The organism is Nonomuraea sp. JJY05 (assembly GCF_043496855.1).
Taxonomy (GTDB): domain Bacteria; phylum Actinomycetota; class Actinomycetes; order Streptosporangiales; family Streptosporangiaceae; genus Nonomuraea.
In genome coordinates this window covers 189,052-215,257 of record NZ_JBIEIS010000004.1, presented here as the reverse complement: position 1 = coordinate 215,257, position 26,206 = coordinate 189,052, and the positions used below count along the sequence as shown (strand labels likewise).

The window sequence follows — 26,206 nt, the reverse complement described above, 5'->3', positions numbered from 1 at the left end:
GAAATTCCGTCTTGATACCGTGGTGGCCATGCGGCCCATGGAGCAGCGGACGATCCTCGTCACCGGCGCGACCGACGGGCTCGGCCGGGCGCTGGCCGCGGACCTGGCCGGTCGCGGCGCGACCGTCCTCGTGCACGGCCGCGACGACCGGCGCGGCCACGACACACTGGAGGAGATCCGGGCCGCCGTCCCCGCCGCCCGGCTGCACTGGTACCGCGCCGACCTGGCCTCGCTCGACGAGGTGCGCGAGCTCGCCCAGGCCGTCTCGGCCGACCACAAGGACCTCGACACGCTGGTGAACAACGCGGGGATCGGCACTACCGTGCCGGGCGGCGGGGTGCGGCAGGAGAGCGCGGACGGCCACGAGCTGCGCTTCGCGGTCAACTACCTGGCCGGCTACCTGCTCACCCGGCTCCTGCTGCCGGTGCTGCGCGAGTCGGCCCCGTCCAGGATCGTCAACGTCAGCAGCCTCGGCCAGGCCCCGATCGACTTCGGCGACGTCATGCTGGCCGCCGGCTACAGCGGGGTGCGCGCGTACTGCCAGAGCAAGCTCGCGCAGGTGATGCTCACCGTGGACCTGGCAGAGGAGCTGGCGGGCACCGGGGTCACCGTCAACGCCCTGCACCCGGCCACGTACATGCCGACCAAGATGGTGGCCACGCCGGTCAGCGAGCTGCGGGAGGGCGTGGAGGCCACGGCGCGGCTGATCACCGACCCCGGGCTGGACGAGGTGTCCGGGCGCTTCTTCGACGGCCTGCGGCCCTCGCAGGCGCTGGAGCAGGCGTACGACGCCGGGGCGCGGGCCCGGCTGCGCGAGCTGTCGGAAAACCTGTCGAAGGCGCGGCCACCGGCTCACTAGCGTTTGCCGGTGCAGATCTATCTGGAGACCGGGCGGCTGACCCTGCGCCGCTTCACCGAGTCCGACGCCGACCACCTCTTCGCCCTCCACAACGACCCCGAGGTCATGGAGTTCCTCAACGGCGGCAAGCCGACGCCGCGCGAGGTGATCGTCAGGGAGACGCTGCCCGCGTTCATCGCAACCGAATTCTTCGCGGCGGTCGAGAAGCCGTCCGGGACGTTCCTCGGGTGGTTCCACCTGCGCGCGCAGGGGCACGCCGGAAGACGAACCGGAGCTGGGCTACCGGCTGCACAAGCCGGCCTGGGGCAAGGGGTACGCGACCGAGGGCTCGCTCGCGCTGATCGACAGGGCGTTCCGGGAGCTGGGCGCGCGCCGGGTCTTCGCCCAGACCATGGCGGTGAACGTGCGCTCGCGGCGGGTCATGGAGAAGTGCGGGCTGCGCTTGGCCCGCACCTTCCACCTGGAGTGGGAGAACCCCCTGCCGGGGACCGAGCAGGGCGGGGTGGAGTACGAGCTGACGCGCGCCGATTGGGAGGCGCGCTGACCCCAACCTGGTGCACTGGTCGGACCAGTCGCTAGGGTGCCTCGTATGGGATATGACGCGCTGTTCCGCCTGGATGGGCGGCGGGCCGTGGTGATCGGGGCAGGGAGCGGGATCGGCCGGGAGGCGGCGCTGGCGCTGGCCGCCCACGGGGCCTCCGTGGTGTGCGCCGACCGCGATCTGGCCTCGGCAGAGGAGACCGCCGCCGCGTGCGGCGGCGCCGCCCGGCTGCTCGACGTGCTGGACGCCGCCGAGGTGCAGAGGGCCGCCGGGAAGGAGCCCGCCGACGTGCTGGTGTTCACGGCAGCCACGAACGTCCGCAAGCGGCTGCTCGACTACACCGGCGAGGAGTTCGACCGGGTGGTGGGGCTGAACCTGCGGGCCTCGTTCGACGTGGTGCGGGCCTTCGGGGCGGGCATGGTCGAGCGGGGACGCGGGTCGATCATCGGGTTCGCGTCGATCCGCGCGTCCGTGACCGAGCCGGGGCAGAGCGTCTACTCGGCCACGAAGGCGGGCCTGGTGCAGCTGCTGCGGACGGCGGCGGCCGAGTTCGGGCCGCACGGGGTGCGGGTGAACGCCATCGCGCCCGGCGTCGTGGAGACGCCGCTGACCAGGCAGATCAAGGACAACCCCGGCTGGTACGCCGCGTACGCGAACAAGAGCGCGCTCGGCCGCTGGGCGACGGCGCAGGAGATGGCCGGCGCGGTGGTCTACCTGGCCGGCGACGCGGCCAGCTTCGTGACCGGCTCGGTCCTGTACGTGGACGGCGGCTGGACGGCCGTGGACGGCCGCTTCGACCCGCCCAACTGAGAAGGCGCCGGCGACCGGGTCCCGCGACCCGGTCGCCACGACCACCGGCTAGGCAGGCCGGATGATCGCCATCCTGGTCACCGTCAGCTCCTCGATGGCGAAGCGGGGCCCCTCGCGCCCGATCCCGGAGTCCTTCACGCCGCCGTATGGCATGTTGTCCGCCCGGAACCCCGGCACCTCGTTGACCACCACTCCCCCGGCCTCGATCCGCTCGATGGCCGCGAACGCCGTGGCCAGCGACCGGGTGAACACCGAGGCGTGCAGGCCGTACCTGGACTCGTTGACGGCGGCGAAGGCGGCGTCGAGGTCGGGCACCGAGCGCACGCACACCACCGGCCCGAAGATCTCCTCGTCCCAGGCGGCGGCCCCGTCGCCGACGCCGACGAGCACGGTCGGCGCGATGGCCCGGCCGTCGCGGTGCCCGCCCGTGACCGGCTCGCCCCCCGATTGCGCGATCCACTCCAGCACGCGGTCCGTGGCGGCCTCGTCGATGAGCGGGGCGACGCGGGTCTCCGGCAGGCGGGGGTCGCCGACCGTGACGTCCTTGACGCGGTCGGCCAGCAGGGACACGAACCGCTCGCGTACGGGCTCCTCGACCAGCACCCGCTGGACGGCGATGCATGCCTGGCCGGAGGCGTAGTAACCGCCGCGCACGACCGCGTCGGCGGCGGCCTCCAGGTCGGCGTCGGCCGCCACGACGAGCGCCGCGTTCGACCCCAGCTCCAGCAGGACCTTGGTGGGGGCGGCGTTGCGGGCGATGGTGTGCCCGGCGGCGGCCGAGCCGGTGAACGAGACCGCGCCGATCCGCCGGTCCTCCACCAGCGTCCTGCCGACCTCGACGTCCCCGGTGACGAGCTGCACGGCGGCCGGGGGGAGCGCGTCCGCCGACCGCATGAGGTGCACCAGCCAGAGCGTGGCCAGCGGGGTCGCGGGCGCGGGCTTGACGATCACGGGGCAGCCCGCGGCCACCGCCGGGGCGATCTTGTGGGCGGCGAGGAGCAGCGGGTAGTTGAAGCCGGTGATCCCGACGACCACGCCGATCGGGCGGCGCGTCCAGAACCCGATCAGCCCCTCCCCCGAGGGCAGCAGGTCGAGCGGCACGGTCTCGCCGTGCAGCCTGGCGACCTCCTCGGCGGCCGTGGCCAGCGTGACGAGCGTCCTGGCGACCTCGACCTTGCAGTCGACCAGGGGTTTGCCGGTCTCGAGGACGAGCAGCCGCTCGAACTCCTCCCGGTTGGCCGCGAGCGCGTCATGGGCCTTCATGAGGGCGGCGCGGCGGGCGTGCGACGGGAGCGCCGCCATGGCGGGCGCCACGGCCAGGGCCGCCTCCACGGCCCGCCGGGCGAGGCCGGCGTCGCCCCTGGGGGCGGTGGCCACGAGGGAGCCGTCGTACGGGAAGGTGACGTCGTCGGTTTCCGCCGTCTCCACCCATCCGTCGCCGATGGGCAGGCCGGACGGCCATGCGGTGTCGATGCTCATGCCTGCTTCCGTTGGGCGCTGGGGAACACGTCGAGGTAGGCGGGCGCGTCCTCGTGGCCGGTGGCGGCGAGGACGGCGTGCGCGATGGCGCGGCTGAACACGTCGGCCCCCGCCGCCAGGACCTCCTGCAGGGTGTCGTGGTCGGGCTCGGGACCGGCGCAGGTGGCCAGGCCGAAGATCGTGTCGCCGTCGGTCATGGTGTGGGCCGGCCTGATCGCCCTGGCCAGGCCGTCGTGGGCGACCGCGGCGAGCTTGCCGCACTGGGCCTTGGTGAGGGTGAGGTCGGTGGCCACCACGCCGATGGTGGTGTTGAAGGAGGGAGCGTTCTGCGGGCGCCAGGCGTCGATCTCCTCCTGGAGCGGGGGCTGGAGGTGGTCGAACTCGCCCGGCAGGCCGTACCTGGCGCCGGCGAGGGTGCCGTCGCGGGGATCGAGGACCGAGCCTACGGGGTTGGCGACGACGAGGGCCGCCACGGTGGCGCCGCCGGGCAGGACGACGCTCGCCGTCCCCACCCCGCCGGCCAGCCCTCCGGCCCGCGCCCCGGTCCCGGCCCCGATCGACCCGCTCCCCACCGCCCCGCCGTCGGGGGTGACCGTCCCATGGGAGGAGACGCCGTCGGACGACCCGCCGCGCACGCCCACCCCGCCGTCAGGGGTGGCGGCGTCGTAGGCGGCGGTGCCGAAGGCGGCGTCCGGGACGGCGCGGAACGTGCCACCGCGCCCCAGGTCGAAGATGACCGCTGCCGGCACGATGGGCACCACCCCGCCGGCCACCGGATACCCGACGCCCGCGTCCGCCAGCCGCTCCACCACCCCGCACGCCGCCGACAGCCCGTACGCGCTCCCGCCCGTCAGCACCACGGCGTGCACGCGCGACACCAGGTTCCGCGGATCCAGCAGTTCGGTCTCGCGGGTCCCGGGAGCGGCGCCCCGCACGTCCACCCCTGCCACGGCGCCCGAAGGAGGGGCCAGGACCACGGTGGTGCCCGTGCGGTAACCGCCGCCGGCCCGCTGCGCGTGGCCGACCCGCAGCCCGGCCACGTCCGTCAGCGAGTTGGCGGGCCCTGGGCGCAGCGGCATCAGAAGTCCCCGCCGAGGAAGCGCCGGGCCGCCTCGGCGAAGACGCGGGTGCACTGGACGATCTCGGCCACCTCCACGTACTCGTCCGCCTGGTGCGCGATCCACTTCCCGCCGGGCCCGTACACCACGGACGGGATCCCGCCCCAGTGCGTCAGCACGGTCCCGTCCGTCGACCCGGGCACCCCGCCGTAGACGGGCTCCGAGCCGGTGACGGTACGGTGGGCGGCGGCCAGCGCGGCCACCACCGGGTCGGACACGGGCACGTCCACCGGCGGCCGGTCCACCAGCACCGACACCTCGGCGGCGATCCCGTCGCAGGAGGCGAGCGCGGCCACCCGGTCGGCGACCAGCTTGTGCTCGACCCCGGGGATCGTCCGCACGTCCACGAACACCGAGGCGGCCGCCGGGATCACGTTCACCTGCTCCTCGGAGCCGGCCCGCAGCACGGTCGGCGTCACGTACACCTCGCCCAGATGCTCGTGCGCCGGATGCCGGCCCTGCAGCTCCTCCTGCAGCGACCCCAGCCCCACCAGCAGCGAGCCCACGGCCGGGAGGGGGTTACGGCCGTGCTGCGGCATGGCGCCGTGCGCCATCTTGCCGGTGAAGTCGACGCGCAGCCGCAGCGCGCCCTTGGCCACCGCGCAGATCTCGCCCGCCTCGGGCTCGGCGACGATCGCGCCGTCCACGTCGGCGGTCAGCCCCTCGGAGACGAAGTGGTGCGCGCCGATCATTAGACCTTCCTCGTCGGCCAGGGCGCACACCTTGATCCGTCCGGGGAACGGTCCAGCCAGCTGCAGGGCGCGGGTGGCGTAGAGGGTGGCGGCCAGGCCGGACTTCATGTCGGCGCTGCCCCGTCCCCACAGCTTCCCGTCGCGGATCTCCCCGCCGAACGGGTCGACAGTCCAGGTGGACAGGTCGCCCTCGGTCACCACGTCCGTGTGGCCCTCGAACATCAGGGTCGGCCCGGCGCCGCCACCGCCCTCGACCACGGCCACCACGTTCGGCCGGTCCGGCTCCACCTCGTACACGGTGGGCTCCCAGCCCCACTCCCGCATCTTCGCGGCCACCAGCTCGGCGGCGGCCCGCTCACGCCGCCCGGGGTCGTTGGTGCTGGGGATCCGCACCAGCGCCTGGGTGAACTCCACCACTCCGTCGGCATCGACGTCGATCAAAACAATCCCTCCAGAGTCGGTACGGCCTGCAGCAACGTACGCGTGTAGTCGTGGGCGGGCGCGGCCCAGACCTCGTCCACCGGCCCGCTCTCCACGATCTCCCCGCGGCTCATGACCGCGACCGTCTCGCACACGTGCCGCACCACGGACAGGTCGTGCGAGACGAACACGAGCGTGAGCCCCAGCTCGTCCACGAGGTCGGCCAGCAGGTTGAGTATCTGCCCGCGCACGGACACGTCCAGGGCGCTCACCGGCTCGTCGGCGACGAGCACCTTCGGCCGGGGCGCGAGCGCGCGGGCGATGGCGATGCGCTGGCGCTGCCCGCCGGAGAACTGGTGGGGGTAGCGTTCGGCGGCCGAGGCGGGCAGCCCGACCCCCTCCAGCAGCTCGCTCACGCGGTCGCCGACCGGCAGGCCGAGCGCCACCAGCGGCTCGGCGACCAGGTCCCGGACGCGCATGCGGGGGTCGAGCGAGCTCATCGGGTCCTGGAAGACGATCTGCAGGTTCTCCCGGAGGAAGCGCAGCCGCCGCTCCGGCTTGCCGGCGATCTCCTTCCCGTCGAACAGGATGGATCCGCCGGTCGGCTGGTCTAGCCCGCACAGCAGGCGCAGCAGCGTCGACTTGCCGGAGCCGGACTCGCCGACGATGCCGTACCGCTCGCCCCGGCCCACCGTGAGCGACACGTCCTTGAGCGCGTGCACGGCGGCGCCCGGCTTGGTGAGCGAGGTGCGGGGCCGGTGGTAGACGCGGCTGAGGTCGCGGGCCTCAATCAGCGGGGTGCCAGCATGCGTGGGCATGGCCGTCTCCTGTCAGCGCGGGTACGGTCTCGCACTCGGGGGTGGCGTGCGGGCAGCGGTTGCGGAAGACGCAGCCGCCGGGGAACTGCCCGGCCGGCGGGACGCTGCCCTTGATGGTGGGCAGCCGGGTGCCGCGCGGGGTGAGCCTGGAGGCGGCCAGCAGGCCCTCGGTGTAGCGGTGGCGGGGCCGGGTGAAGACCTCGCGGATGGGACCGCTCTCGACGACGCGTCCTCCGTACATGACCAGGACCCGCTCGCACACGGACGCCACGACGGCGAGGTCATGGGTGATGAACAGCAGCGCGGGCGCGACCTCGGCGATCAGCTCCAGCATCTGCTTCTGCACGGTGACGTCGAGCGCCGTGGTGGGCTCGTCGCAGATGAGCAGGCTCGGCTGGTTGGCCAGGGCGATGGCGAGCATGACGCGCTGGCGCTGGCCGCCGGACAGCTGGTGCGGGTACGCGCGGGCGATCTGCGCAGGTTCGGGCAGGCGGACGCGTTCCAGCAGGTCGAGCGCCTTCGCGCGGGCCTGCGGGCGTGGCGTGCCGTGCAGGGTCATGACCTCGGAGACCTGGGCGCCGATGCGCATGAGCGGGTTCAGCGCGGTCATGGGCTCCTGGAAGACCATGGAGACGTCCTGGCCGCGCAGCCGCTTCAGCCGGCTCTCGGGCACGCCGACCAGGTCGTTCGCGCCCATCGTGGCCGTGCCCGAGGCGGTGACGCCCTCGGGGAGCAGACCCATGAGCGACAGGGCGGTCAGCGACTTGCCGGAGCCGGACTCGCCGATCAGCCCGACCCGCTCGCCGGGCGCGATCGCGAACGACACCTCGTGCACCAGCTCCAGCGAGTCCGCCCGTACGGTCAGCCCCTCAACCTTCAGCACGGACCCTCCTGAGCTTCGGATCGAGGTAGTCGCGCAGGCCGTCCCCGAGGAGGTTGAAGCCGAGCACCGCGAGCGCGATCGCCAGGCCCGGCCAGAGCGCAAGGCGCGGGGTCGAGAACAGCAGCTCCTGCGACTCCTGCAGCATCCGTCCCCACGACGGGATGGGCGGGCGGGTGCCGAAGCCGAGGAACGACAGCGCCGCCTCGGCCAGGATCGCGATCGCGAACGACACCGACGCCTGCACGATGAGCACGGAGCCGATGTTCGGCAGCACGTGGCGCATCGCGATGGCCGGGCGGCGGCGCCCGGCGGCCCTGGCGGCCAGGATGTAGTCGGTCACCATGACCTGGAGCGTGGCGGCGCGGGCCACCCGGGCGAACGCGGGCACGGTGGCGACGCCGATCGCGATCATCGCGGTGAGCGTGCCCGGCCCGTAGACCGCGCCGAGCATGACGGCCAGCAGCAGCGCCGGGAACGCGAACACCAGGTCGTTGACCCGCATGATCAGCTCGGAGAGCCAGCCGCGCGGCGTCATCCCGGCGATCATGCCGAGCGGCGTGCCGATGACGGCGGCGATGCCGACGGCCACGATGCCCACGTAGAGCGTGGTCCGCGCGCCGACCATGAGCTGGCTGAAGGTGTCGCGGCCGAACTTGTCGGCCCCCAGCAGGTAGCCGCCGCCCGGCTGCCGCAGCTTGCGCGCGGCGTCCACGAGCGTCGGGTCGTGCGGCGTCCAGAAGAACGACACCACCGCCGCGAGCACCACGAGCCCGACGAGCACGCCGCCGACCACCAGCCCGGCGTTCATCCGGCCCCTCATCGCAGCCTCGGGTCGAGCAGGTGGTAGGCCACGTCCACCACGAAGTTGATCAGCAGCACGGCCGCCACCAGCACCATCACCACACCTTGGACGAGCAGCAGGTCACGCCCGGCGACGCCGTTGAGCAGCAGGTCGCCGAGCCCGGGGATGACGAAGACCCGCTCGACCACGACCGCGCCGATCAGCAGCGTGGCCAGTTGCAGGCCGAGCACGGTGACGACGGGGATCGAGGCGTTGCGCAGGCCGTGCCGCCACAGGGCGCCGGTGCTGCCCCGGCCCTTGGCGCGGGCCGTGCGCAGGTAGTCCTCGCGCATCACGTCGAGCACGGCGCTGCGCACGTACCGGGTGAGGACCGCGCCCTGCACGAGGCCGAGCGACATCCACGGCAGCAGCAGGCTGAGCAGCCACTGCGCCGGGTTCTCGGCGATCGGCACGTAGCCGCCGGACGGCAGCGCCTGGGCCTGCACCGCGAACACGAACACCAGCAGGATGCCCGCCAGGAACGCCGGGATCGCGATGCCGACCTGGCTGAGCGCGCTGATGGCCGCCCCGAGCGGGTTGCGGTGGTGCACGGCCGCGAACGTGCCGAGCGGCACCGCGATGACGAGCGCCACCAGCATGCCGCCGAGCACCAGCACGGCCGTGACGCCGAGCCGGTCGCTGATCTGCGGGCCGATGGGCGAGCTGGTCACGTACGAGGTGCCGAAGTCGCCCTGCAGGAGCCCGCCGAACCAGTCGAAGAACTGCGCCACGGGCGGCCGGTCGGTGCCGAACTGCTTGCGCAGCGCCGCCACCGCGTCGGGCGTGGCGTTCACGCCGAGCGCGACCTCCGCCGGGTCGCCGGGCAGCAGCGCCATGAACGCGAACACCACCACGCCCGCCACGGCGGTGCTCGCGACGAGCACCGCCAGGCGTTTGATCAGGTAAAGCGTCACTGCTGCTTGGAGAGCGCGGTGAAGTCGAAGGACTCCGCGATGGCGTTCTTCGGCAGCCCGGTGACGCCCTTCTTCGCCACGATCAGGTTGGGGAAGAGGAAGAGCCAGTCGGCGGCCGCGTCGTCGGACAGCAGCTTGGCGGCCTTCTTCAGGTCGTCGGTCTGCTGCTGCTCGGTGCCCTCGTCGGCGGAGGCGAGGAGCTTGCCGAACTCGGGGTTGTCGTAGTGGAAGTAGTACGACTTGTCGGCGAATATGCCCATGTCGCGGGGCTCGACGTGGTTGATGATGGACAGGTCGTAGTCGCCCTGCTTGAACACCACGTCCAGCCAGCGGGCCGGGAACTCCAGGGGCTCGATGTCGGCGGTGATGCCCACCTGCGCGAGCTGCGACTTGACGACCTGCGCGCCGGCCACCGCGTAAGGCAGGTTGGGGATACGCATCTTGACGTTGAGCGTCTTGCCGCCGAGCAGTTCCTTGGCCTTGGCCGGGTCGTACGGGTAGTCGCCGGTGCGGTCCTCGTACCAGGGGTCGGTGGGCGGCACCATCGAGCCGATCAGCTGGCCGCGCCCGGCCCAGGCGGTCTCCAGCAGCGCCTTGTGGTCGATCGCGTAGCGGACGGCCTGCCTGGCCTTCTTGTCGTTGAACGGCGGGCGGCTGTTGTTCATCGACAGCACGACCTCGCCGTTCGTGGTGCCCTCGACCGTCTGGAAGCGGTTGGGGTCGGCGAACTGCTGCAGCGACTCGGGCGCCTGCACGGCGGAGATGACGTCGATGCCGCCGGTCAGCAGCGCGTTGTTCATCGCCGTGGCGTCCTTGAAGTACTTCAGCGTGATCGACGACAGCGGCGGCTTCGTGCCCCAGTAGGAGGCGTTCGCGTTGAGCTGGATGGAGTCGCCGCGCCGCCACGAGCCGAGCGTGTACGGGCCGGTGCCGACGGGCTTGTTGGCCAGGTCGGCGATCCCGGTCCGGCTGAACATGGCGCCGAGCCTGGTGGCCATCGAGTAGAGGAAGCCGTTGCTCGGCTTCTTGAGCGTGACGACGGCGGTGGAGTCGTCCTTCTTCTCCACCTTGTCGACGACGTCGAGCTGCGCCTTGATCTTGAGCTTCCAGTCCGACTTGACCCGGTCGAGCGAGAACACCACGTCGTCGGCCGTGAACGGCGCGCCGCTGCTGAACTTGACGTCCTTGCGCAGGTTGAAGGTGTAGGTCTTGCGGTCGGGCGAGACGTCCCACTTCTCGGCGAGCAGCGGCACGATCTTGCCGTCCTGGTCGAGCTTGACCAGGCCCTCGTAGACGTTGACGAGCAGCGCCTGGGGAATGGCGGCGCCCTCCGTCGAGGTGAAGTCGAGGTTCGCGGGCTCGGCCACGAATCCCACGGAAAGGGTCTGGGCCTGGGGGGTGCCCGCACTGCCGCCGCCGCTGGAGGTGCCGCCGCAGGCGGCCGTGCCCAGCAGGAGAGCGCCGGCGGCGATCCAGGTTCCGATTCGCCTCATGTGTTACTGCCTCCTGGCTAGTGCACTGGTCGGACCAGTAGGCTACGCACATTGCCAGTCGACGGCGGCTCGGGTCAAGGGGGCATTCATGGGTGGTCCGCGGTTCGAGCCGGTGCGTGCCGTACGCGCCTATGAGCGGGTGGTGGAGCAGGTCGAGGAGGCCATCGAGAGCGGCTCCCTCTCGCCGGGCGAGCGGCTGCCGAGCGAGCGGGAGCTCATGGTGCAGTTCTCGGTCAGCCGGTCCACCGTGCGCGAGGCGCTGCGGGTGCTCCAGGCGCGCGGTCTGGTGCGCTCCCGGCCCGGCGATCCCAACGGGGCGGAGGTGCTGCCGTTCTCGCCCGCCACGCTGCACAAGTCGATGACCACGCTGGCCAGGGTGGAGGAGCTGTCGCTGGCCGAGCTGGTGCAGTTCAGGATGGTGCTCGACTCGTCGGCGATCCTGCTGGCGGCCCGGCTGCGCACCGACGCGCAGCTGGCCGAGATGGAGTCGGCCGTCGCTCACATGCGGGCCGCCGTGGAGTCGGGGCAGGACGCGTTCGGCGAGGCCGACGTGGCCTTCCACGACGTGGTGGCGCGGGCGAGCGGCAACAAGCTCATCCAGATCTGCACGGACGTGGTCCGCTCGATCGTGCTCAAGCTGATCTCGGAGAAGCTCGCCGACGCGTCCGACCAGGAGGCGCTGATGCGGCAGAGCATCCGGCACCACGAGGAGGTGCTGGCCGCCATGCGCGCCGGCGACGGCCCGCTGGCCGCCCGCCTGTCGAGAAAGGCGATGTACGACTATTACGCCGGCTACGTCCCGGCCACCGAACGCCCCGCCCTCGGCGCCCTCCTCGACTGATCCCGCCCCGACCTCCGGCACATCGCCCCGCCGCCTTTCCCTTAAGGACAGCACCCCCGGACGGCCGGACAGCCCCCTCCCCCCAAAAGGACCGCAACCCCGGACGGCGGGACAGCCCCGTACTACAGGTCATTGACGACGCACCCCTCCCATGTAGAAGATGCCCCTACATACACGCGCCTGCGGATGGGGACGCCCATGTCGTCCGAGTCGTTCAACGCCAGCGTCTTTCTCGTGGACCGCCAGGTCGAAGCCGGCCACGCGGATCGCATCGCCCTCACCAGCCCCGCGGGCACGCTGACCTACGCGCAGCTGGCCGACCACGTGGCCAGGTTCGCGGCCGGTTTACGCACGATGGGCGTCCGCCCCGAGGAGCGGGTCCTGCTCGTCATGTCCGACCGCCCGGAGACCGCGATCACCATCCTGGCCGTCATGCGCATGGGCGCGGTCGCCGTACCGGTCTCCACCATGTACAACCCCACCGAGCTGGCCACCCTGGTCCAGGACTCGCGGGCGAGGGTCGTCGTGGCCACCCCCGAGTTCGCCCCGGCCGTGCGCGAGGCCGTGCGGAGCGCGCCCGACGTGGCGGTGCTCGTCCTCATCGACCCGCCGGAGGAGGAGAAGGAGGGGGACACGACGCCGGTGTGCCTGTGGTCCGACGTCCTGGAGTCGGGCAGGGCGGCGGCCCTCCCCTACGGCACCTGGCGCGACTCACCCGCCCTCTGGCTCTACACCTCCGGCACCACCGGCGCCCCCAAGGCGGCCATGCACCGGCACGGCGCCGTCCAGGACGTCTACGAGGGGTACGGGCGGCAGGTCCTCGGCATCCGCCCCAACGACCGGTGCTTCTCGGTCGCGCGGCTGTTCTTCGCGTACGGCATCGGCAACTCCCTGTTCTTCCCCCTGGCCGCGGGCGCCACGGCGGTCCTCGACCCGGCGCGCCCCACCCCCGCGGGCGTGGCCGCCAGGGTGATGGAGGATCGGCCGACGCTGTTCTTCGCGGGCCCCACGTTCTTCGCGGCGCTGCTCGCCTCCGACGCCCCCGCCGGCGCCTTCCAGTCCGTACGGCTGGCCGTCTCGGCCGGCGAGGCGCTGCCCGCCGAGATCTACCGCCGCTTCACCGAGCGCTTCGGGGTGGACGTCATCGACGGCCTCGGCTCGACGGAGGCGCTGCACATCTTCATCTCCAACCACCCGGGCCGGGTACGCCCGGGCAGCTCCGGCACGGTCGTGCCCGGCTACGAGGCCAAGCTGCTCGACGACTCCGGCGCGCCCGTCGAGGACGGCGAGCCGGGCCACCTGTACATCCGGGGCGACTCGGTGGCCACCGGTTACTGGTGCCGCACGGCGACCACCCGCCAGGTGTTCCAGGGCGAGTGGCTGCGTACCGGCGACACCTACATCAGGGGCGAGGACGGCTTCTACCAGTGCCTCGGCCGCTCCAACGACATGATCAAGGCGGGCGGCATGTGGGTGTCGCCGATGGAGGTCGAGGCCCGGCTGCTGCAGCACGAGTCGGTGGGCGAGTGCGCCGTCGTGGCGTACACCGACGAGGACGGGCTGGAGAAGCCGGTGGCCTGCGTGGTGTCCGCCCCGGGCCGCACGGTGGACGCCGGCGAGCTGATCGGCTTCTGCCGGGAGGGCCTGGCCTCCTTCAAACGGCCGCGCGAGGTCCTGGTGCTGGACGAGCTGCCGAAGACGGCGACCGGCAAGATCCAGCGCGTGGTGATCCGCCAGATCGCCGCCGACCTCCTGGGCAAGGCCGGCGGCTAGGAGGTCGGCGTCGCCGGTTTCGTCCCGTAGACGGTGACGGCGAACGGGCGCGACGTGGCCGTGTAGACCTGCTCGGTCAGGCGGGACAGCGCCGCGTGCGAGTCCAGGTAGTGGTGCAGCCGGCCGGCCTCGGGCCACGGGTGGACCGCCACGAGCACCCCGTCGGGCACCAGCAGCTGGCTGAGCTGCGCCGACGCCCGCCGCAGCCGCTCGTGGCGGCCCAGGTAGTAGAGGGTCTCCGAACAGAACACCAGGTCGAAGCGCTGCTCGGAGCGGTGGGTGAGGATGTCCGCCCGGATGAAGCGCACCCGCCCGTCCTGCGGCACCCGCTCGCGCGCCCGCGCCAGGGCCCGCTCCGAAAGGTCCACCCCGATGATCTCCGCGTCCGGGTACGTCACCGCGAGCACGTGCGTGAACACGCCCTCGCTGCAGCCGACTTCGATGATCCGCCGGTACGGCCGGGCGGGCAGGTGCTTGAGCGTGGTGCGGTACTTGTCCTGCTCGTAACTGTCCGTGGCGAGCTTCCACGGGTCAGGGGTCCGGTGCAGCCAGTCGAAGACGTAGCCCAGGAGCATCCCCTGCCTCGCCGGGGACAGCAGGGACAGAGTACGGAAGAACGTACGGTGCATGATCTCCGGCAAACTCGGCATGCGGCCTCTCTCGGTCGAGATGGCGGAGCGCCCCAGGGTCTGAAGGGGAGGTCGTCACCGAGAGTGAATGCCCGCTAATCGCCGGGCTGACGCCGGCTCGGGGGCGCGCGATCAGAACGCGTCGCGCAGCTCCCGCTTGAGCACCTTGCCGGAGGCGTTCTTGGGCAGGGCGTCCACGAACACCACCCGCTTGGGCGTCTTGAACGCCGCCAGCCGCTCCCGCAGGAACGCGATCAGCTCGTCCTCCGTCACCCCGCCACCCTCGCGGAGAACCACCGCGGCCGTGACCGCCTCGATCCACCGCTCGTCCGGCACTCCGAACACGGCCGCCTCCGCCACCTCCGGATGCTGGTAGATGGCCTCCTCCACCTCGCGGCTCGCGACGTTCTCGCCGCCCGACTTGATCATGTCCTTCTTCCTGTCCACCACGGACAGGTAGCCGTCGGCGTCCATGACGCCCAGGTCGCCGCTGTGGAACCAGCCGCCCCTGAACGCCTCGGCGGTCTTGTCCGGGTCGTTCCAGTATCCGAGCATGGCGTGCGGGCTGCGGTGGACGATCTCGCCGACCACGCCGGGCGGCACGGGCCTGTCCTGGTCGTCGACGACCCTGGTCTCGACGTTGAGGGCGGCCCTGCCGGCCGAGCCGAGGCGGGTGAGCTGCTCGTCCGGGCCGAGGATGGTGGCGACCGGGGCCATCTCCGTCTGGCCGTAGAAGTTGAACAGGCGGACGTCCGGCAGGCGGGCGGCGATCTCCTTCAGCACCTCGACGGGCATGATCGAGGCGCCGTAGTAGCCCTTGCGCAGGGACGACAGGTCGCGGCGGTCGAAGTCGGGGTGACGCAGCAGGCCGATCCAGACGGTGGGCGGGCAGAAGAGCTTGGTGGCGCGCTCTCCCTCGATGGTGGCCAGGATCGCCGCGGGGGTGGCACCGGGCAGGATGATGTTGGTGGCGCCGAGGTAGACGCCGGGCGTCAGGAAGCAGTGCAGCTGGGCGCAGTGGTAGAGCGGAAGGGCGTGGATCTCGACGTCGTGGTGGCTCATCTCGCCGTCCACGACGCAGGTGACGTACTGGGCGATCAGGCTGCGGCTCGACAGCGTGGCGCCCTTGGGCCGCGACTCGGTGCCGCTGGTGTACATGAGCTGGATCGGGTCGTCGTCGCCGATCTCCACCTGCGGCTCCGACGCGTCGTCGAAGGCCGCCCACTCCTTGAACGACTCCCAGCCGTCGGCCGACCCGATCACGCCGCGCACCCGTACCCGCGGCCCGGCCGCCGCCGCGGCCACGGGCAGCAGCGCCTCCTCCACGAGGAGTCCGGTCGCGCCGGAATGTTCGAGGATGTACGCGACCTCCGCCGTGCCCAGCATGAAGTTGATCGGCACGGAGATCGCGCCCAGCCGGGCCAGCGCGAAGTACGCCACCACGAACGCGTGGTTGTTGTGGCTGAAGACGGCGAACCGGTCGCCCTTGCCGACGCCGCGCGCGGCCAGGGCGTTGGCCGTGCGGTTGACCGCCAGGTCGAGGTCGGCGTAGCTCTGCCGCAGGTCGCCGTAGACGACGGCGGTCTTGGCCGGATAGCGGGCGGCCGAGCGACGGAGGAGATCACCAATGGCGTGCCGGCGAGTCGTCATGCGGACTTCCCTTGCGATCGCAGAACGATGATCGGCGATCGTACCTGACAAAGGGGTCAGTCCAGTGGATCCCACGCAATACGGTCGTAATGCTCGAGAACGCTCGCCATCAGCGTGCCGTCCTGGGGCAGCGGGATGCCGTCCACCCCGCCGACCGGCCAGACGCCCCAGGAGTTGCAGAGGAAGACCTGGTCGAACCCCTGCAGGTCGGCGACCTTCAACGGCCGCCGCTCCTGCGGGACGTCCATCCGCTCCAGCAGCTGCATCGTGATCCCGCGCAACATCGGCGCGTCCGGCCAGACCAGGCGCCCGCCGGCGAAGCCGCCCACGTTGGTGATCGAGCCCTCGCTGATCAGGCCGTCCTCGGTGGTGAGCAGCGCCTCGTCGAAACCCTCGCGCTGGGCCTGCCGCCCGAGGTGGGCCTGCATCATGCCGGACGCCTGCTTGATGTGCGGCAGGTAGCGCTGGGCGACGACCGACTTGACGCCCACCGGGCCGGTGGGCGGCTCGTGGGGCGGGGCGGCGACGGCGATGACGCGCGGGCCGTCGGCGAACTCCACCACGGACACGCGTACGCTCGCGTCGCGCACGTCGTCGCCGAGCACCGCCGCGATGGAGCCGAGCACGGCGGCGCGGTCGACCGGGACGCCGAACAGCTCGGCGTTGGCCGCCTCCAGCCGGGCGACGTGCAGGTCGAGCCCCCGCACCCGGCGATCCCTGACCTGCATGGCGGTGAAGTGGCCGTAGCGCGCCTGCCACATGAGGCGCGCGTCGGCGTCCACCAGCCTGCCCTCGAAGGCGGCTCGTTCCGTCACGCGATCTACTTTACGTACACGCCCACCGACCATCGCACCGGGCGGTTGGCGTACTCGCCCCAGAAGCCGATCTTTCCGGTGATCGTCACCCGGCTGCCCTTGGGGACGTCGTACTCACTCAGGGCCATGGGGTAATCACCGCTCTTCCAGACGTTGCAGCCGCCGACCATCGGGGCGTCGGTGCCGTTGACCCGGATCTTGAACCACATCCGCGCGGCCAGATCACCCGTGCAGAGCTGGTCCATGCCGATCTTTCCGCTCGCGCTCTTGACCACGAGGGTGAATGACGAGTCCCGATCCGACACGCCCGTCGCCGAACGGGCCAGCTGCCACTTGGCCACCCGGTCGGGGAAGTCCTTGACCGGCTCGGGCTCGACCGGCCGGGCGGGCGGCGTCCACTCATAGACGGCCACGTGCCAGGTGGCCACCTTCGGCTTGGGAGTCACGCACGGCCCGTCCTTCTTCCGCTGGACGCAGCCCCGGCCGACGGCGGTCGTGTCGAACGCGACCGTGGCCTCCGTCGCGCCGCCCCGGACCAGGGACAGCGGGCGCAACTGCATCGCCTTCCCGCACGGCAGGACCTGGGCTCCGGTGTCGGCGTTGCCGTTCACAAAGACGCGGGGCGTGTTGACGGCGTCCTCGCCGTCGCACGTCATGGCCACGTCCAGCGGCTTGCCGGAGACCGGCACCGTGAGCGAGACCTTCTTCGCGCCCTCCTTCCTGATCGTGCCGACGGCCAGGCGGCGGTACTCGGTGCCGTCCCCCGCGGTGAACTTCTCAGGCAGTCCGGCGGGCTTGTCCTGTTCGGTCCTTGCCGTGGCGGGCCCCGGCGTGGTCGCCGTACCGGGGAGCAGATGGACGCCCACCACGGCGCTCGCCGCGACGACCGCCATCGCTCCCGCGCCCGCCGTCGCCCGCCTGCACAGGCGGGTCCTGCGGATGCGAAAGCGGACCTGGTCGTGCCGGTACGGGTTCGCCGGCGACGGGGCCTCGGCCCGCTCATGCAGCACGTCACGCAGATCTTGCACGGTCATCGGTGCAGCTCCTTCACGATCGACTCGTCCACCCGCAGCTTGGCCAGCGCCTTGGCGGTCTGGCTCTTGACCGTGCCCTCCTGGCAGCCCAGGATCGTCGCCACCTCGGCCACCGGCAGGTCCTCGTAGAAGCGCAGCACGATCACCGCGCGCTGCCTGGCGGGCAGCCGCCCGACCGCCTGCCACAGCTCCTCGCGCCTGCCCGCGTCGTCGTGCGCGGGCTCCTCCGGCAGGTCGCCGCTGGGCAGCTCCCTGCGCCACCTGCGGCGCCACCAGGACGTGTACGTGGTCACCAGGGTCCGGCGCACGTACGCCTCGGGCTCGTCGATACCCGCCCAGGCGAACCACGCCTTGGCCAGAGCCTCCTGCAGCAGGTCCTCCGCGGTGGCCCAGTCGTGGGTCAGCAGGTACGCCGTGCGTAACAGCCGATCCGACCTCGCCACCACGAAGTCCTGAAATTGCGCCCTATCCGCCAACTTGATACGCCTCTCCTGAGAGCCTGCTGCCGGTAGTGACGCATCGACCGCAACCCCAGGTTGCCCACCCCCGAAAACACCCCCGAAAACACCCCACGAGCACACCCCCACGTAGCGCCTCACCCACCTCCCGAAGCGCCACCCCGCACGGCCCCGCACCGCACCGCACCCCGCCGCCACATCACGCCGCAGCCACCGCCCGACGGCCCACATCGCGCGGGCGGCATGCCGCCAGAACGCCGGTCGGACCCCCATCAGGACGCTGGCGAAGGTGCCGGTCGAACTGCACACCGGCCCCCCGCAACGGCGCCCCCGCCACCGCCTGCACCGCTATCCGCATGCCCCGCCTCGTCCGGGTGCGGGAGCGGCGGCGGTGTGGGGGCCGGGGTGGTGGGTCAGGAGCCGGCGCGGGTGACCGTGAACGGGGCCAGTTCGCCGAGGCCGCGGACCGACAGCCGGTTGACGGGCCGCAGCCGGAACGCCCGGTCCCCCTCCAGTTCCTCGGCGAACTGCGGATCCGCCAGGATCGTCCCCGGCAGCGACAGCGCCGTGAGCCGGCTCGCCAGGTTGACCGTGGTGCCGAAGACGTCCCCCATACGCCAGATGACCGGCCCCGCCGCCAGCCCCACCCGCAGCTCCGGCATGTCCTTGATCTTCGCGTGCGTCTCCACCAGCCGAAGCGCGATCTCGGCCACGACATGCGACTGGTCGGCCACGAACAGCACCGAGTCGCCCAGCGTCTTGACCACCCGCCCGCCGGTCGAGGTCACGATGTCGGCCGAGCGCCCCTCGAACCTGTCGATCAGCCTGGACAGCTCGCTCCCCGTGATCTGCCTGCTCAGCCGGGTGAAGGCGACCAGGTCAGCGAAGCCGACGGCCAGGCGTACGGCGCTCATGTCCTGCTCGGCGATGCGCCCCGCGGCGGCGGCGAGCTGGCGCTGCCAGCCGTAGACCAGCAGGCGCGCCAGGTCGGGCACCACCCGCTCGGCCCGCCGGCGCCAGGCCCGCGGGCGTTCGGCCAGCGGCACCCCGGCCTGGTCGAGCGCCTCGACGCCCAGCTCGGCCTGCGACTCGGCCAGCCGGGTCGTCGCGCTGCCGATCGAGCGCGCGACCAGCAGCATGTGCTCCTCGTCGTAGACGCCCGAGCTGACCAGCCCGAGCAGCGTCCTGAGCGCCTCCACGTCGGAGTCGGTGAACTCGACCGCGTCGTCGGCCACGTTCGCGAACCCCAGGGCACGCCAATAGCGCCGCGCGCGATAGACCGGCACCCCTGCCATGTAGGCCACCTGGTGGCTGGTGTAGCGCCGCGGCTCGCGCAGAAAGGCCTCCGTCAGCCCCTCCCCATCCACGTCCGCCACGCAGGCAAGATAACACCCTGTGGGCCAGGTCACGCCCCCGCTCCCCGCGGGATCCGCTTCCGAGGGGCCGTCACAGGTGGACGTACTCGTAGTCGAACGACCGCCCGTTGATGCCGTTGCGGGGCGGCGCCACCCAGGCGGCGATCTTCCCGGGTTCGTAGACGGGGCGCATCAGCGCCTGGACGCGTGCCTTGTCCTCGGCCGTCGGCAGCCACAGGTCGCGGGACGCGTCCCAGGCCGGCTGATCGAGAAGGCGCCCGTGCGGCGAGATGTGATGCCCGCCGAACAGGCCCACCCGCCGGTTGAAGCCCACGTGCGGCAGGTGGAGGACCGCGCCGAGACCGCGGTCGGTGAGGATCCGGTTCCACCGGTTGACGCCGGTGGCGCAGTCGACGATGTACTCGCCGCGCAGGTCGGCGTTGAGCGCGGTGAGCGCGGGCAACTCGACGTCGGCCAGCCGCCCCGCCTCGACCCGCTGAACGACGGCGACCGTCTCGGTGAGCACGTGGTCGTCCTTGCGCCGCTCCTCCTGCCAGCGCCCCTTGAGCCCGGCGGTGAAGTAGTTGGCCACGTTGGTGGAGGTCTCGCCGCCGAAGAGGTCGAGGCTGACGCTGTAGTGGAAGTTGATGTACTTCTGCAGGACGTCCAGCGGGATGCCGCCGTGCTCCCAGACGTCGTCGGTGTCGTGTTCGCGCATCAGCTGCGCCGTACGCTCCACCACCCGGTCCACGCCCGTGGTCCCCACGAACATGTGGTGGGCCTCCTCCTTGAGCATGAACTCACAGGTACGGCTCAGCGGATCGAACGCCGACTCCTTCAACGTGCCGAGCTGGTATTTCCCGTCACGGTCGGTGAAGTACGTGAACATGAAGAACGACAGCCAGTCAGGCGTCTCCTCGTTGAAGGCGCCCAGGATGCGCGGAGAGTCCTCGCTGCCCGAGTTGCGCAGCAGGAGCGCCTCGGCCTCGTCCCGCCCGGACCGGCCGAAGTAGGCGTGCAGCAGGTAGACCATGGCCCACAGGTGCCGCCCCTCCTCCACGTTCACCTGGAAGAGGTTGCGCAGGTCGTAGAGGGAGGGGGCGGTCAGGCCGAGCCGCCGCTGCTGCTCGACGCTGGCCGGCTCGGTGTCGCCCTGGATGACGATGAGCCGCTGCAGGTCCGCGCGGTGCTCGCCGGGCACCTGCTGCCAGACCGGCCGCCCCTTGTCCTGCCCGAACGCGATGCGCCGGTCGGTGTCGCGTTCGGCGAGGAAGACGCCCCAGCGGTAGTCCGGCAGCGCCACGTGATCGAAGTGCGCCCACCCCTCGCGGCCGACCGCGACCGCCGTACGGAGATAGACGTCCTGGGTGGGCAGCGCGGGGCCCATCTCCGACCACCACTGCAGGAAGCGCGGCTGCCACGACTCCAGCGCCCGCCGCAGCCGGCGGTCCTCGGCGAGGTTGACGTTGTTGGGGATGCGCTCGGAGTAGTCGATGGACATCTCGGGCCTCCTCGTCATGACGACACCACCGAGTTCAACAGCGTCCTCTAGCCGCGTCAAGGCCGTGTAGTGCTTTCCGAGCCAGGTCGCAGAGCCTGTATGCCGGTGCGGTCGACGATCGGCCTTCTGCTACATGCGGCCCATCATCGATGTGTAGACCATTCGTGCAGGGCATAGGGCACGCTGTTCACGACGTTGGCGATGGCCGCCGCCGGATAGCCGACCATGTCGCGGGGCAGGCCGTCCAAGGGCCACCAGGCGACCTCGGAGCATTTGTCCGGTTCGGCGTTGTACGGCTCGCCGGTCCACGTGTCGGCGGCGAAGAAGAGGCCGACGCGTTCCGGGGCCCGGTGCATGACGTGGACGAATCTGAGGTCGGCCGGGTCGATCGTCACGCCGACCTCCTCGCCCGCCTCCCTGACGGCCGCCTCGGTCGCCGATTCGCCCGCTTCGAGGTGGCCCGAGGGCAGATGCCACAGCCCGTCGCCGTACCCGGTACCGGCCCGCCTGCCGAGCAGCACCTCGGAGTCACGCAGGAGGAGCACGTGCACGTCGACGATCGCCCGGAAACGTTCCCTCGGCCGCCCTTGAGCGGGAGCGAGGCGCGGTCGGCGGTCGAGGGGCGGGCAGCGGTCGAGGGCCTGGGCCCATTTGACGGCGACGGCCGCCACCTGGATCAGCTCGGCGCGCAACTTCTCGGGGTCCGACTCCGCGAACGCCTCCAGCACCTCCTCCGCCAGGACGTGCCGCCACGTCAGCGTCCCGGCCTCGGCCGCCGCCTCCGTCTCGGACCTGGCCCGGCCGGACTCGGCCACCGCCCCTTCGTGCCCGGTGCCGTCGGGCAGGAGCTGCATGCCCCACCGCACGTCCTGGGCCACCCGCTCGGCGGTCACGTCCGCGAGCACCCTCGCCAACGAACCCGGCACGCCGGCATCGCCATCGTGATTCATGGCCACCAGTCTGACGGGGTTCAGGGGGTGGCGGGGCGGAAGCCCGGGCCCAGGTCGGTGGTGCCGGCGCGGGCGTGGTCCCTGAAGGCTCGTACGGCCGGAGGAAGGCGCGCGTCCCGGAGCCAGCCCATCCCGATGGTCCGGTACAGCGGAGGGGACAGCGGGATCTCCACCACGCCGGCCGCGGTCGCGTCCGCCGCGGGATGGGTGGAGCGGGGCAGGACGGCGACGCCGAGCCCGGCCGCCACCAGGCCGCGTACGGTCTCCGTCTCCTGGCCCTCGAACGCGATCCTCGGCTCGAACCCCGCCGCCGCGCACAGGTCGTCGGTGATCTGGCGCAGGCCGTACCCCGGCTCCAGCGTCACCAGCTCCTCCCCCGCCAGCTCCGCCGCCCGCACCCGCGCCCGCGCCGCGAGCCGGTGGGACGGGGGCACGGACAGCACCAGCTCCTGGTCGGCGAGGGGAGCGCCGTCGAGGTCAGGGGCGTCCACGGGCATGGGCGCGACGAACACCAGGTCGATCCGGCCCTCGCGGAGCTCCTCGATCATGTCGTGGCGCGAGCCCTGCACCAGGCTGAAACGGATGCCGGGGTGGTGCTCGCGGAAGCCGCCGATGAGGGACGGCACGAGGGTGCGGCCCAGCAGGTGGAGGAAGCCCAGGACGATGCGGCCCGAGGCCGGGTCGATCTCCTCGCGGACCTCGCGGGCGGCGGCGGCCATCGTGGTGAGGGCGCGGGCGGAGGCGGCGGCCAGGGTGTGGCCCGCCCGGGTGAGGCGGATGCCGCGGCCGGAGGGTACGACGAGCGGGGCGCCGACCAGCTCCGCGAGGGCGGCGAGGCGGCGGCTGGCCGTGGGCTGCGGGACGCCGAGCAGCTCGGCGGCGCGCGTCACGTGCCCCGTCTCGCCCACGGCGGCCAGCAGGGCCAGGGCGGGCGCCAGCCGCGCGGCCAGCCGCTCGTCAGCCGATTCATCCATCACAGCATGAATTATCGCTGATTCTTGTATTAGACGTATTTATTAGCCTTGCTTAGCGTTGCAGGCGTGGTGGTTCTCGATGCTCCTCCGGTTCGTGACACGCGGCGGGTCAGTGCGGCTGTGGCCGCGGCCGGGGTGTCGTCGTTCGCCCTCCTGTACGCGCCGCAGCCCGTGCTGCCGCAGCTCGCCGCCGGGTTCCGGCTGGATCCGGGCAGCGCCTCGCTGACCATCGGGGTGGCCACCGGGGCCCTGGCCGTGGCCGTGCTGCCGCTGGCGTGGCTCGCCGAGCTGGTGGGGCGGCGCAGGGTGATCGTCTGGTCCGTGCTGGCCTCCGCGATCATCGGGTTGCTGCTGCCGCTGGCCCCGTCCTTCTCCGTGCTGCTGGCGATGCGGGCCGTGCAGGGGGTGGCGGTCGCGGGGTTCGCCGGGGTCGCGGCGGCGTACCTGGCCGATGCGGTCGGTACGGCGCGGCTGCCCGCCGCGGTGGGCGCGATGATCGCCGGGAACTCGGTCGGCGGGATGCTCGGCCGGCTCGGCGCCGGGTTCGCCGCCGGGCCCATGGGGTGGCACGGCGCGCTGCTAACGGTGGCGTTGCCGTCCCTGCTGTGCGCGCTTTTCGCGGCCCTCACCCTCCCCCGCGACCATGCCACGGAGCCCGGATCGGGGATCGCCGCCCTCGGACCGAAGACTCCGGAGCCCGGAGCGAAGACCGCAGGGCTCAGGCCAGGGACCGGCGGGGAGGCTCCGGGGGGCGGGTCGCCGGATGTCGCGACCGGCCGGAAGGCTGGGCTCGGGGCCGGGCTGATCGGGCCGTTCGCCGTGGGCACCCTGGCCACGGGGGCGTTCGTCGCGCTCTACAACGCCGCCGGCTTCCGCCTGGCCGCCCCTCCCCTGTCGCTCGCCCCCGCCGCCGCCTCCCTCGTCTTCCTCTCCTACGCCATGGGCACCGCCTCCTCGGCCGCCGCCGGGCGCCTGGCGGCACGGCTGGGCTGGACGAAGGCGCTGGTCACGGCCCTTGCCGTGACGGTGGCGGGCTCCGTGCTCACCGCGCACCCGTCTCTGCCGATCATCGCGACCGGGTTCGCCGTACTGACCGCCGGGTTCTTCGCCGCGCACGCCATCGCCAACGCCTGGGTCGCCGCCGAGGCGCCCCCGAGCGCCCGTGGTCGCGCGGCCGGCGTCTACACCCTCTGCTACTACCTGGGCAGCGGCCTCGGCGGCACGGCGGGCGGCGTCGTGTACGGGCACGCGGGCTGGGCCTGGCTGATCGGGCTCACGTCGGCCTGGCTGGCGCTGGCGGTCCTCGCCGTCCTCATGACCCGCCGCCCAAGGTGACGGTCCCCCCCGATCTCCGCGCCGGAGCGCAGCACAGCGGACGGCCGGGGCGAGCGGCTGGGGTGTGCGCTCCCGCCGCCTTCCTTCGCCGCCCGGGGCTCAGGTGTCCAGGTAGCGGAGGATGGCCAGGACGCGGCGGCTGTAGTCGGGGTCGCGGGGCAGGTCGAGCTTCTCCACGATGGCGTTGACGTGCTTCTCGACCGTGCTGAGCGAGACGTGCAGGCGCTCGGCGATGGCGGCGTTCACGAAGCCCTGGGCGAGGTGCCGCAGCACCTCGCCCTCGCGCGGGCTCAGGTCGCTCAGCGGGTCGGCGTGGGTGGTGCGGGCCATGAGCTGCCGCACCACCTCGGGGTCCAGCGCGGTTCCGCCCGCGCGTACGCGTTCGAGCGAGTCGAGGAAGTCGGCCACCTCCGAGACCCGGTCCTTGAGGAGGTAGCCGAGGCCCCGCGTGGAGCCGGCCAGGAGCCTGGCGGCGTAGTGCTGCTCGACGTACTGGGAAAGGACCAGTACTCCGACGCCGGGGTGGCGGTCGCGGATCTCCAGGGCCGCCCGGAGGCCGTCGTCCTTGTGGCCGGGCGGCATGCGGACGTCGATCACGGCCACGTCGGGGCGGTGCTGCTCGACGGCGGCGAGCAGGGCGGGGGCGTCGCCGACGGCGGCGACCACCTCGTGGCCGGCCTCGTCGAGCAGCCGGGTGAGCCCTTCGCGCAGCAGCACGGAGTCGTCGGCCAGGATCACCCGCACGAGCCCGCCTCCACCCCGGACCCGCTCGACCCCGCGCCGGGGCCGCTCCGCCCCGCGCCGGAGGAGCCCCCGGACGGCCCGGAGACGCCGTCCGAGACCTCGGGGGAGCCGCCGGGCGGTGTTTTCGGGAGGGTGGCGGCGATCTTGGTGGGGCCGCCAGGCGGGCTCTGGACCGTGAACTCCCCGTCCAGCGCCAGCACGCGCCGGGCCAGCCCCGACAGCCCGCCACCCGCCGGGTCCGCCCCGCCCGAACCGTCGTCCGAGATCACCACGCTCACCGCCCGCTCGTCCTCCGTCAGCACGACCAGGATGTCACGCGCCCCGGCGTGCTTGATCGCGTTGGTGATCGCCTCGCGGGCCACGAAGTAGAGCGCGGTCTCCAGCTCCGACACGGGCCGCCCGGCCAGCCCGTCGTGCACGGTCACCGGCACGCTCGACCGCTCGGCGACGCCCGCCAGCGCGGCGCGCAGCCCCAGCTCGTCGAGCGCGGTCGGGTAGATGCGCCAGGCCACGCTGCGCAGCTCGTCGAGGAGCCGGCGCGACTCGGTGTACGCCTGGGCGACCAGCTCGGCGGTCCTGCCGGGGTCGGCGCTGTGCCGGGCGCGGCCCAGCAGCATGGCGAGCGCGACGCCGCGCTGCTGGACGCCGTCGTGCAGGTCGCGTTCGATCCTGCGCCGCTCGTCGTCCACGGCCCGGACGATGCCGGAGCGGGTGGCGGTCAGCTCGGCGATCCGCCGGCGCATCAGCTCGTGGCTGCCGGGGCCGAGGAAGTGGTCGGCCAGCCGCCGTTCGAGCGATCCGGCGGCCAGGGTCAGGAGGGCCACCAGGGCGAGCAGCACGGCGCCGCCGGTCAGGCCGAGCACGCCGCTGCTGGTGACGATCCTGACGCCGGGCAGGTTCACCGGCACCGGCTCGGCCCGTCCCCATGCCAGATCCCACAGGCCGCCGGCCAGCAGGAGCCCGCTGAGGAAGAGACCCGCCGCGCACAGGTACCCGCCGAGGACCCCCAGGGCGGCGCGCGCGGCGAGGTAGCCGTAACCGCCGTCCCGCCGCGCCACCTCGTGCCCGAGCCAAGCGGCGAGCCTCGCCCGCTCCAGCGCCATCAGCCTGTCCAGCCCCCGGACGACGGCGGGCCGGGCGGCGGGGACCAGGCACGCGGGCCACGCCACGCACAGGAAAACCAGCTCGACGAGGCCGAGGGCCATCCCGAGGACGACCCCGGCCAGCACCCGCGCTGCCCTGCTGCCTGACACGGGCGTGAATTCTAGGCGCGACCCCC

25 protein-coding genes and 1 pseudogene are annotated in these 26,206 nt (G+C 72.5%); 7 read left to right on the top strand and 19 right to left on the bottom strand.

Translation table 11 applies throughout. The annotated features are described in order from the left end of the window. Window positions 1–28 precede the first annotated feature (28 nt). The 4 genes and pseudogenes from ACFKCF_RS07055 (at window position 29) to ACFKCF_RS07040 (ending at window position 2,210) form a co-directional block, all read left to right on the top strand. Entirely contained in the window at window positions 29–859 is an 831-nt protein-coding gene (locus tag ACFKCF_RS07055) for an SDR family NAD(P)-dependent oxidoreductase (protein WP_394491850.1), read from the top strand. Window positions 860–868: 9 nt separating this feature from the next. After that, window positions 869–1,241 (top strand): annotated as a pseudogene (locus ACFKCF_RS07050) (GNAT family N-acetyltransferase); the annotation flags it as partial. Window positions 1,242–1,256: 15 nt separating this feature from the next. After that, window positions 1,257–1,403: a hypothetical protein gene (locus ACFKCF_RS07045; protein WP_394492172.1), complete on the top strand. Its 147-nt coding sequence runs from the start codon at window positions 1,257–1,259 to the stop codon at window positions 1,401–1,403. A 45-nt stretch (window positions 1,404–1,448) separates the two neighbouring features. Continuing rightward, a complete protein-coding gene (locus tag ACFKCF_RS07040) occupies window positions 1,449–2,210 on the top strand; it encodes an SDR family NAD(P)-dependent oxidoreductase (RefSeq protein WP_394491848.1) in 762 nt (253 codons plus the stop codon). A 48-nt stretch (window positions 2,211–2,258) separates the two neighbouring features. On the opposite strand, the gene ACFKCF_RS07035 is transcribed toward ACFKCF_RS07040, so the two are convergent. Genes ACFKCF_RS07035 through ACFKCF_RS07000 form a run of 8 tightly spaced genes read right to left on the bottom strand, consistent with a single transcriptional unit; the run spans window position 2,259 to window position 10,868 of the window. Continuing rightward, window positions 2,259–3,689 (bottom strand): aldehyde dehydrogenase family protein, encoded by a 1,431-nt coding sequence (locus ACFKCF_RS07035; RefSeq protein WP_394491846.1) that lies wholly within the window; start codon window positions 3,687–3,689, stop codon window positions 2,259–2,261. Further along, window positions 3,686–4,768 (bottom strand): P1 family peptidase, encoded by a 1,083-nt coding sequence (locus ACFKCF_RS07030; protein ID WP_394491844.1) that lies wholly within the window; start codon window positions 4,766–4,768, stop codon window positions 3,686–3,688. Before ACFKCF_RS07030 ends, ACFKCF_RS07035 begins: the two co-directional genes overlap by 4 nt. Further along, window positions 4,768–5,940: a M20 family metallopeptidase gene (locus ACFKCF_RS07025; protein WP_394491842.1), complete on the bottom strand. Its 1,173-nt coding sequence runs from the start codon at window positions 5,938–5,940 to the stop codon at window positions 4,768–4,770. Before ACFKCF_RS07025 ends, ACFKCF_RS07030 begins: the two co-directional genes overlap by 1 nt. Further along, window positions 5,937–6,737, bottom strand: coding sequence for an ATP-binding cassette domain-containing protein (locus ACFKCF_RS07020; protein ID WP_394491839.1), 801 nt, complete (start codon window positions 6,735–6,737; stop codon window positions 5,937–5,939). The genes ACFKCF_RS07025 and ACFKCF_RS07020 overlap by 4 nt, the downstream gene beginning before the upstream one ends. Next, entirely contained in the window at window positions 6,706–7,620 is a 915-nt protein-coding gene (locus ACFKCF_RS07015) for an ABC transporter ATP-binding protein (RefSeq protein ID WP_394491837.1), read from the bottom strand. Before ACFKCF_RS07015 ends, ACFKCF_RS07020 begins: the two co-directional genes overlap by 32 nt. Then, a complete protein-coding gene (locus tag ACFKCF_RS07010; RefSeq protein ID WP_394491835.1) occupies window positions 7,607–8,428 on the bottom strand; it encodes an ABC transporter permease in 822 nt (273 codons plus the stop codon). Before ACFKCF_RS07010 ends, ACFKCF_RS07015 begins: the two co-directional genes overlap by 14 nt. An 8-nt stretch (window positions 8,429–8,436) precedes the next feature. After that, window positions 8,437–9,375, bottom strand: a complete 939-nt coding sequence (locus ACFKCF_RS07005; RefSeq protein ID WP_394491833.1) for an ABC transporter permease — start codon at window positions 9,373–9,375, stop codon at window positions 8,437–8,439. Continuing rightward, entirely contained in the window at window positions 9,372–10,868 is a 1,497-nt protein-coding gene (locus ACFKCF_RS07000) for an ABC transporter substrate-binding protein (protein WP_394491830.1), read from the bottom strand. Before ACFKCF_RS07000 ends, ACFKCF_RS07005 begins: the two co-directional genes overlap by 4 nt. 88 nt (window positions 10,869–10,956) lie before the next feature. Between ACFKCF_RS07000 and ACFKCF_RS06995 the strand changes: the two genes are divergently transcribed. After that, on the top strand, window positions 10,957–11,709 hold the full coding sequence (locus ACFKCF_RS06995; protein WP_394491828.1) for a FadR/GntR family transcriptional regulator: 753 nt from the start codon (window positions 10,957–10,959) through the stop codon (window positions 11,707–11,709). Between the two features lie 198 nt (window positions 11,710–11,907). Beyond that, complete coding sequence (locus ACFKCF_RS06990) at window positions 11,908–13,482, top strand: benzoate-CoA ligase family protein (RefSeq protein ID WP_394491826.1); 1,575 nt, start codon at window positions 11,908–11,910, stop codon at window positions 13,480–13,482. Here the strand turns inward: ACFKCF_RS06990 and ACFKCF_RS06985 are convergent. The 9 genes from ACFKCF_RS06985 to ACFKCF_RS06945 form a co-directional block, all read right to left on the bottom strand. Continuing rightward, entirely contained in the window at window positions 13,479–14,132 is a 654-nt protein-coding gene (locus ACFKCF_RS06985) for a class I SAM-dependent methyltransferase (RefSeq protein WP_394491824.1), read from the bottom strand. The genes ACFKCF_RS06990 and ACFKCF_RS06985 overlap by 4 nt on opposite strands. Window positions 14,133–14,243: 111 nt before the next feature. Then, window positions 14,244–15,761, bottom strand: coding sequence for an acyl-CoA synthetase (locus tag ACFKCF_RS06980; protein WP_394491822.1), 1,518 nt, complete (start codon window positions 15,759–15,761; stop codon window positions 14,244–14,246). 56 nt (window positions 15,762–15,817) lie between these two features. Then, window positions 15,818–16,576, bottom strand: coding sequence for an aminotransferase class IV (locus ACFKCF_RS06975; RefSeq protein ID WP_394491820.1), 759 nt, complete (start codon window positions 16,574–16,576; stop codon window positions 15,818–15,820). 5 nt (window positions 16,577–16,581) lie between these two features. After that, a complete protein-coding gene (locus ACFKCF_RS06970) occupies window positions 16,582–17,610 on the bottom strand; it encodes a hypothetical protein (protein WP_394491819.1) in 1,029 nt (342 codons plus the stop codon). After that, window positions 17,607–18,086, bottom strand: a complete 480-nt coding sequence (locus tag ACFKCF_RS06965; protein ID WP_394491817.1) for a SigE family RNA polymerase sigma factor — start codon at window positions 18,084–18,086, stop codon at window positions 17,607–17,609. The genes ACFKCF_RS06970 and ACFKCF_RS06965 overlap by 4 nt, the downstream gene beginning before the upstream one ends. Window positions 18,087–18,481: 395 nt before the next feature. Beyond that, window positions 18,482–19,444, bottom strand: coding sequence for an adenylate/guanylate cyclase domain-containing protein (locus ACFKCF_RS06960; protein WP_394491815.1), 963 nt, complete (start codon window positions 19,442–19,444; stop codon window positions 18,482–18,484). 70 nt (window positions 19,445–19,514) lie between these two features. Further along, entirely contained in the window at window positions 19,515–20,942 is a 1,428-nt protein-coding gene (gene boxB / locus ACFKCF_RS06955) for a benzoyl-CoA 2,3-epoxidase subunit BoxB (RefSeq protein WP_394491813.1), read from the bottom strand. Window positions 20,943–21,067: 125 nt separating this feature from the next. Continuing rightward, on the bottom strand, window positions 21,068–21,874 hold the full coding sequence (locus tag ACFKCF_RS06950) for an NUDIX domain-containing protein (protein ID WP_394491811.1): 807 nt from the start codon (window positions 21,872–21,874) through the stop codon (window positions 21,068–21,070). Window positions 21,875–21,894: 20 nt separating this feature from the next. Further along, the gene (locus tag ACFKCF_RS06945) at window positions 21,895–22,848 is read right to left on the bottom strand and encodes a LysR substrate-binding domain-containing protein (RefSeq protein WP_394491809.1); all 954 of its coding nucleotides are present in this window, start codon (window positions 22,846–22,848) and stop codon (window positions 21,895–21,897) included. 66 nt (window positions 22,849–22,914) lie between these two features. Between ACFKCF_RS06945 and ACFKCF_RS06940 the strand changes: the two genes are divergently transcribed. Next, window positions 22,915–24,183 carry an MFS transporter gene (locus ACFKCF_RS06940; RefSeq protein ID WP_394491807.1) on the top strand — a complete coding sequence of 423 codons (1,269 nt, stop codon included), beginning with the start codon at window positions 22,915–22,917 and terminating at the stop codon, window positions 24,181–24,183. Window positions 24,184–24,282: 99 nt separating this feature from the next. Here the strand turns inward: ACFKCF_RS06940 and ACFKCF_RS06935 are convergent, their stop codons facing one another. After that, a complete protein-coding gene (locus ACFKCF_RS06935; RefSeq protein ID WP_394491805.1) occupies window positions 24,283–24,927 on the bottom strand; it encodes a response regulator in 645 nt (214 codons plus the stop codon). Next, complete coding sequence (locus ACFKCF_RS06930) at window positions 24,918–26,180, bottom strand: sensor histidine kinase (protein ID WP_394491803.1); 1,263 nt, start codon at window positions 26,178–26,180, stop codon at window positions 24,918–24,920. The genes ACFKCF_RS06935 and ACFKCF_RS06930 overlap by 10 nt, the downstream gene beginning before the upstream one ends. Window positions 26,181–26,206: the final 26 nt, after the last annotated feature.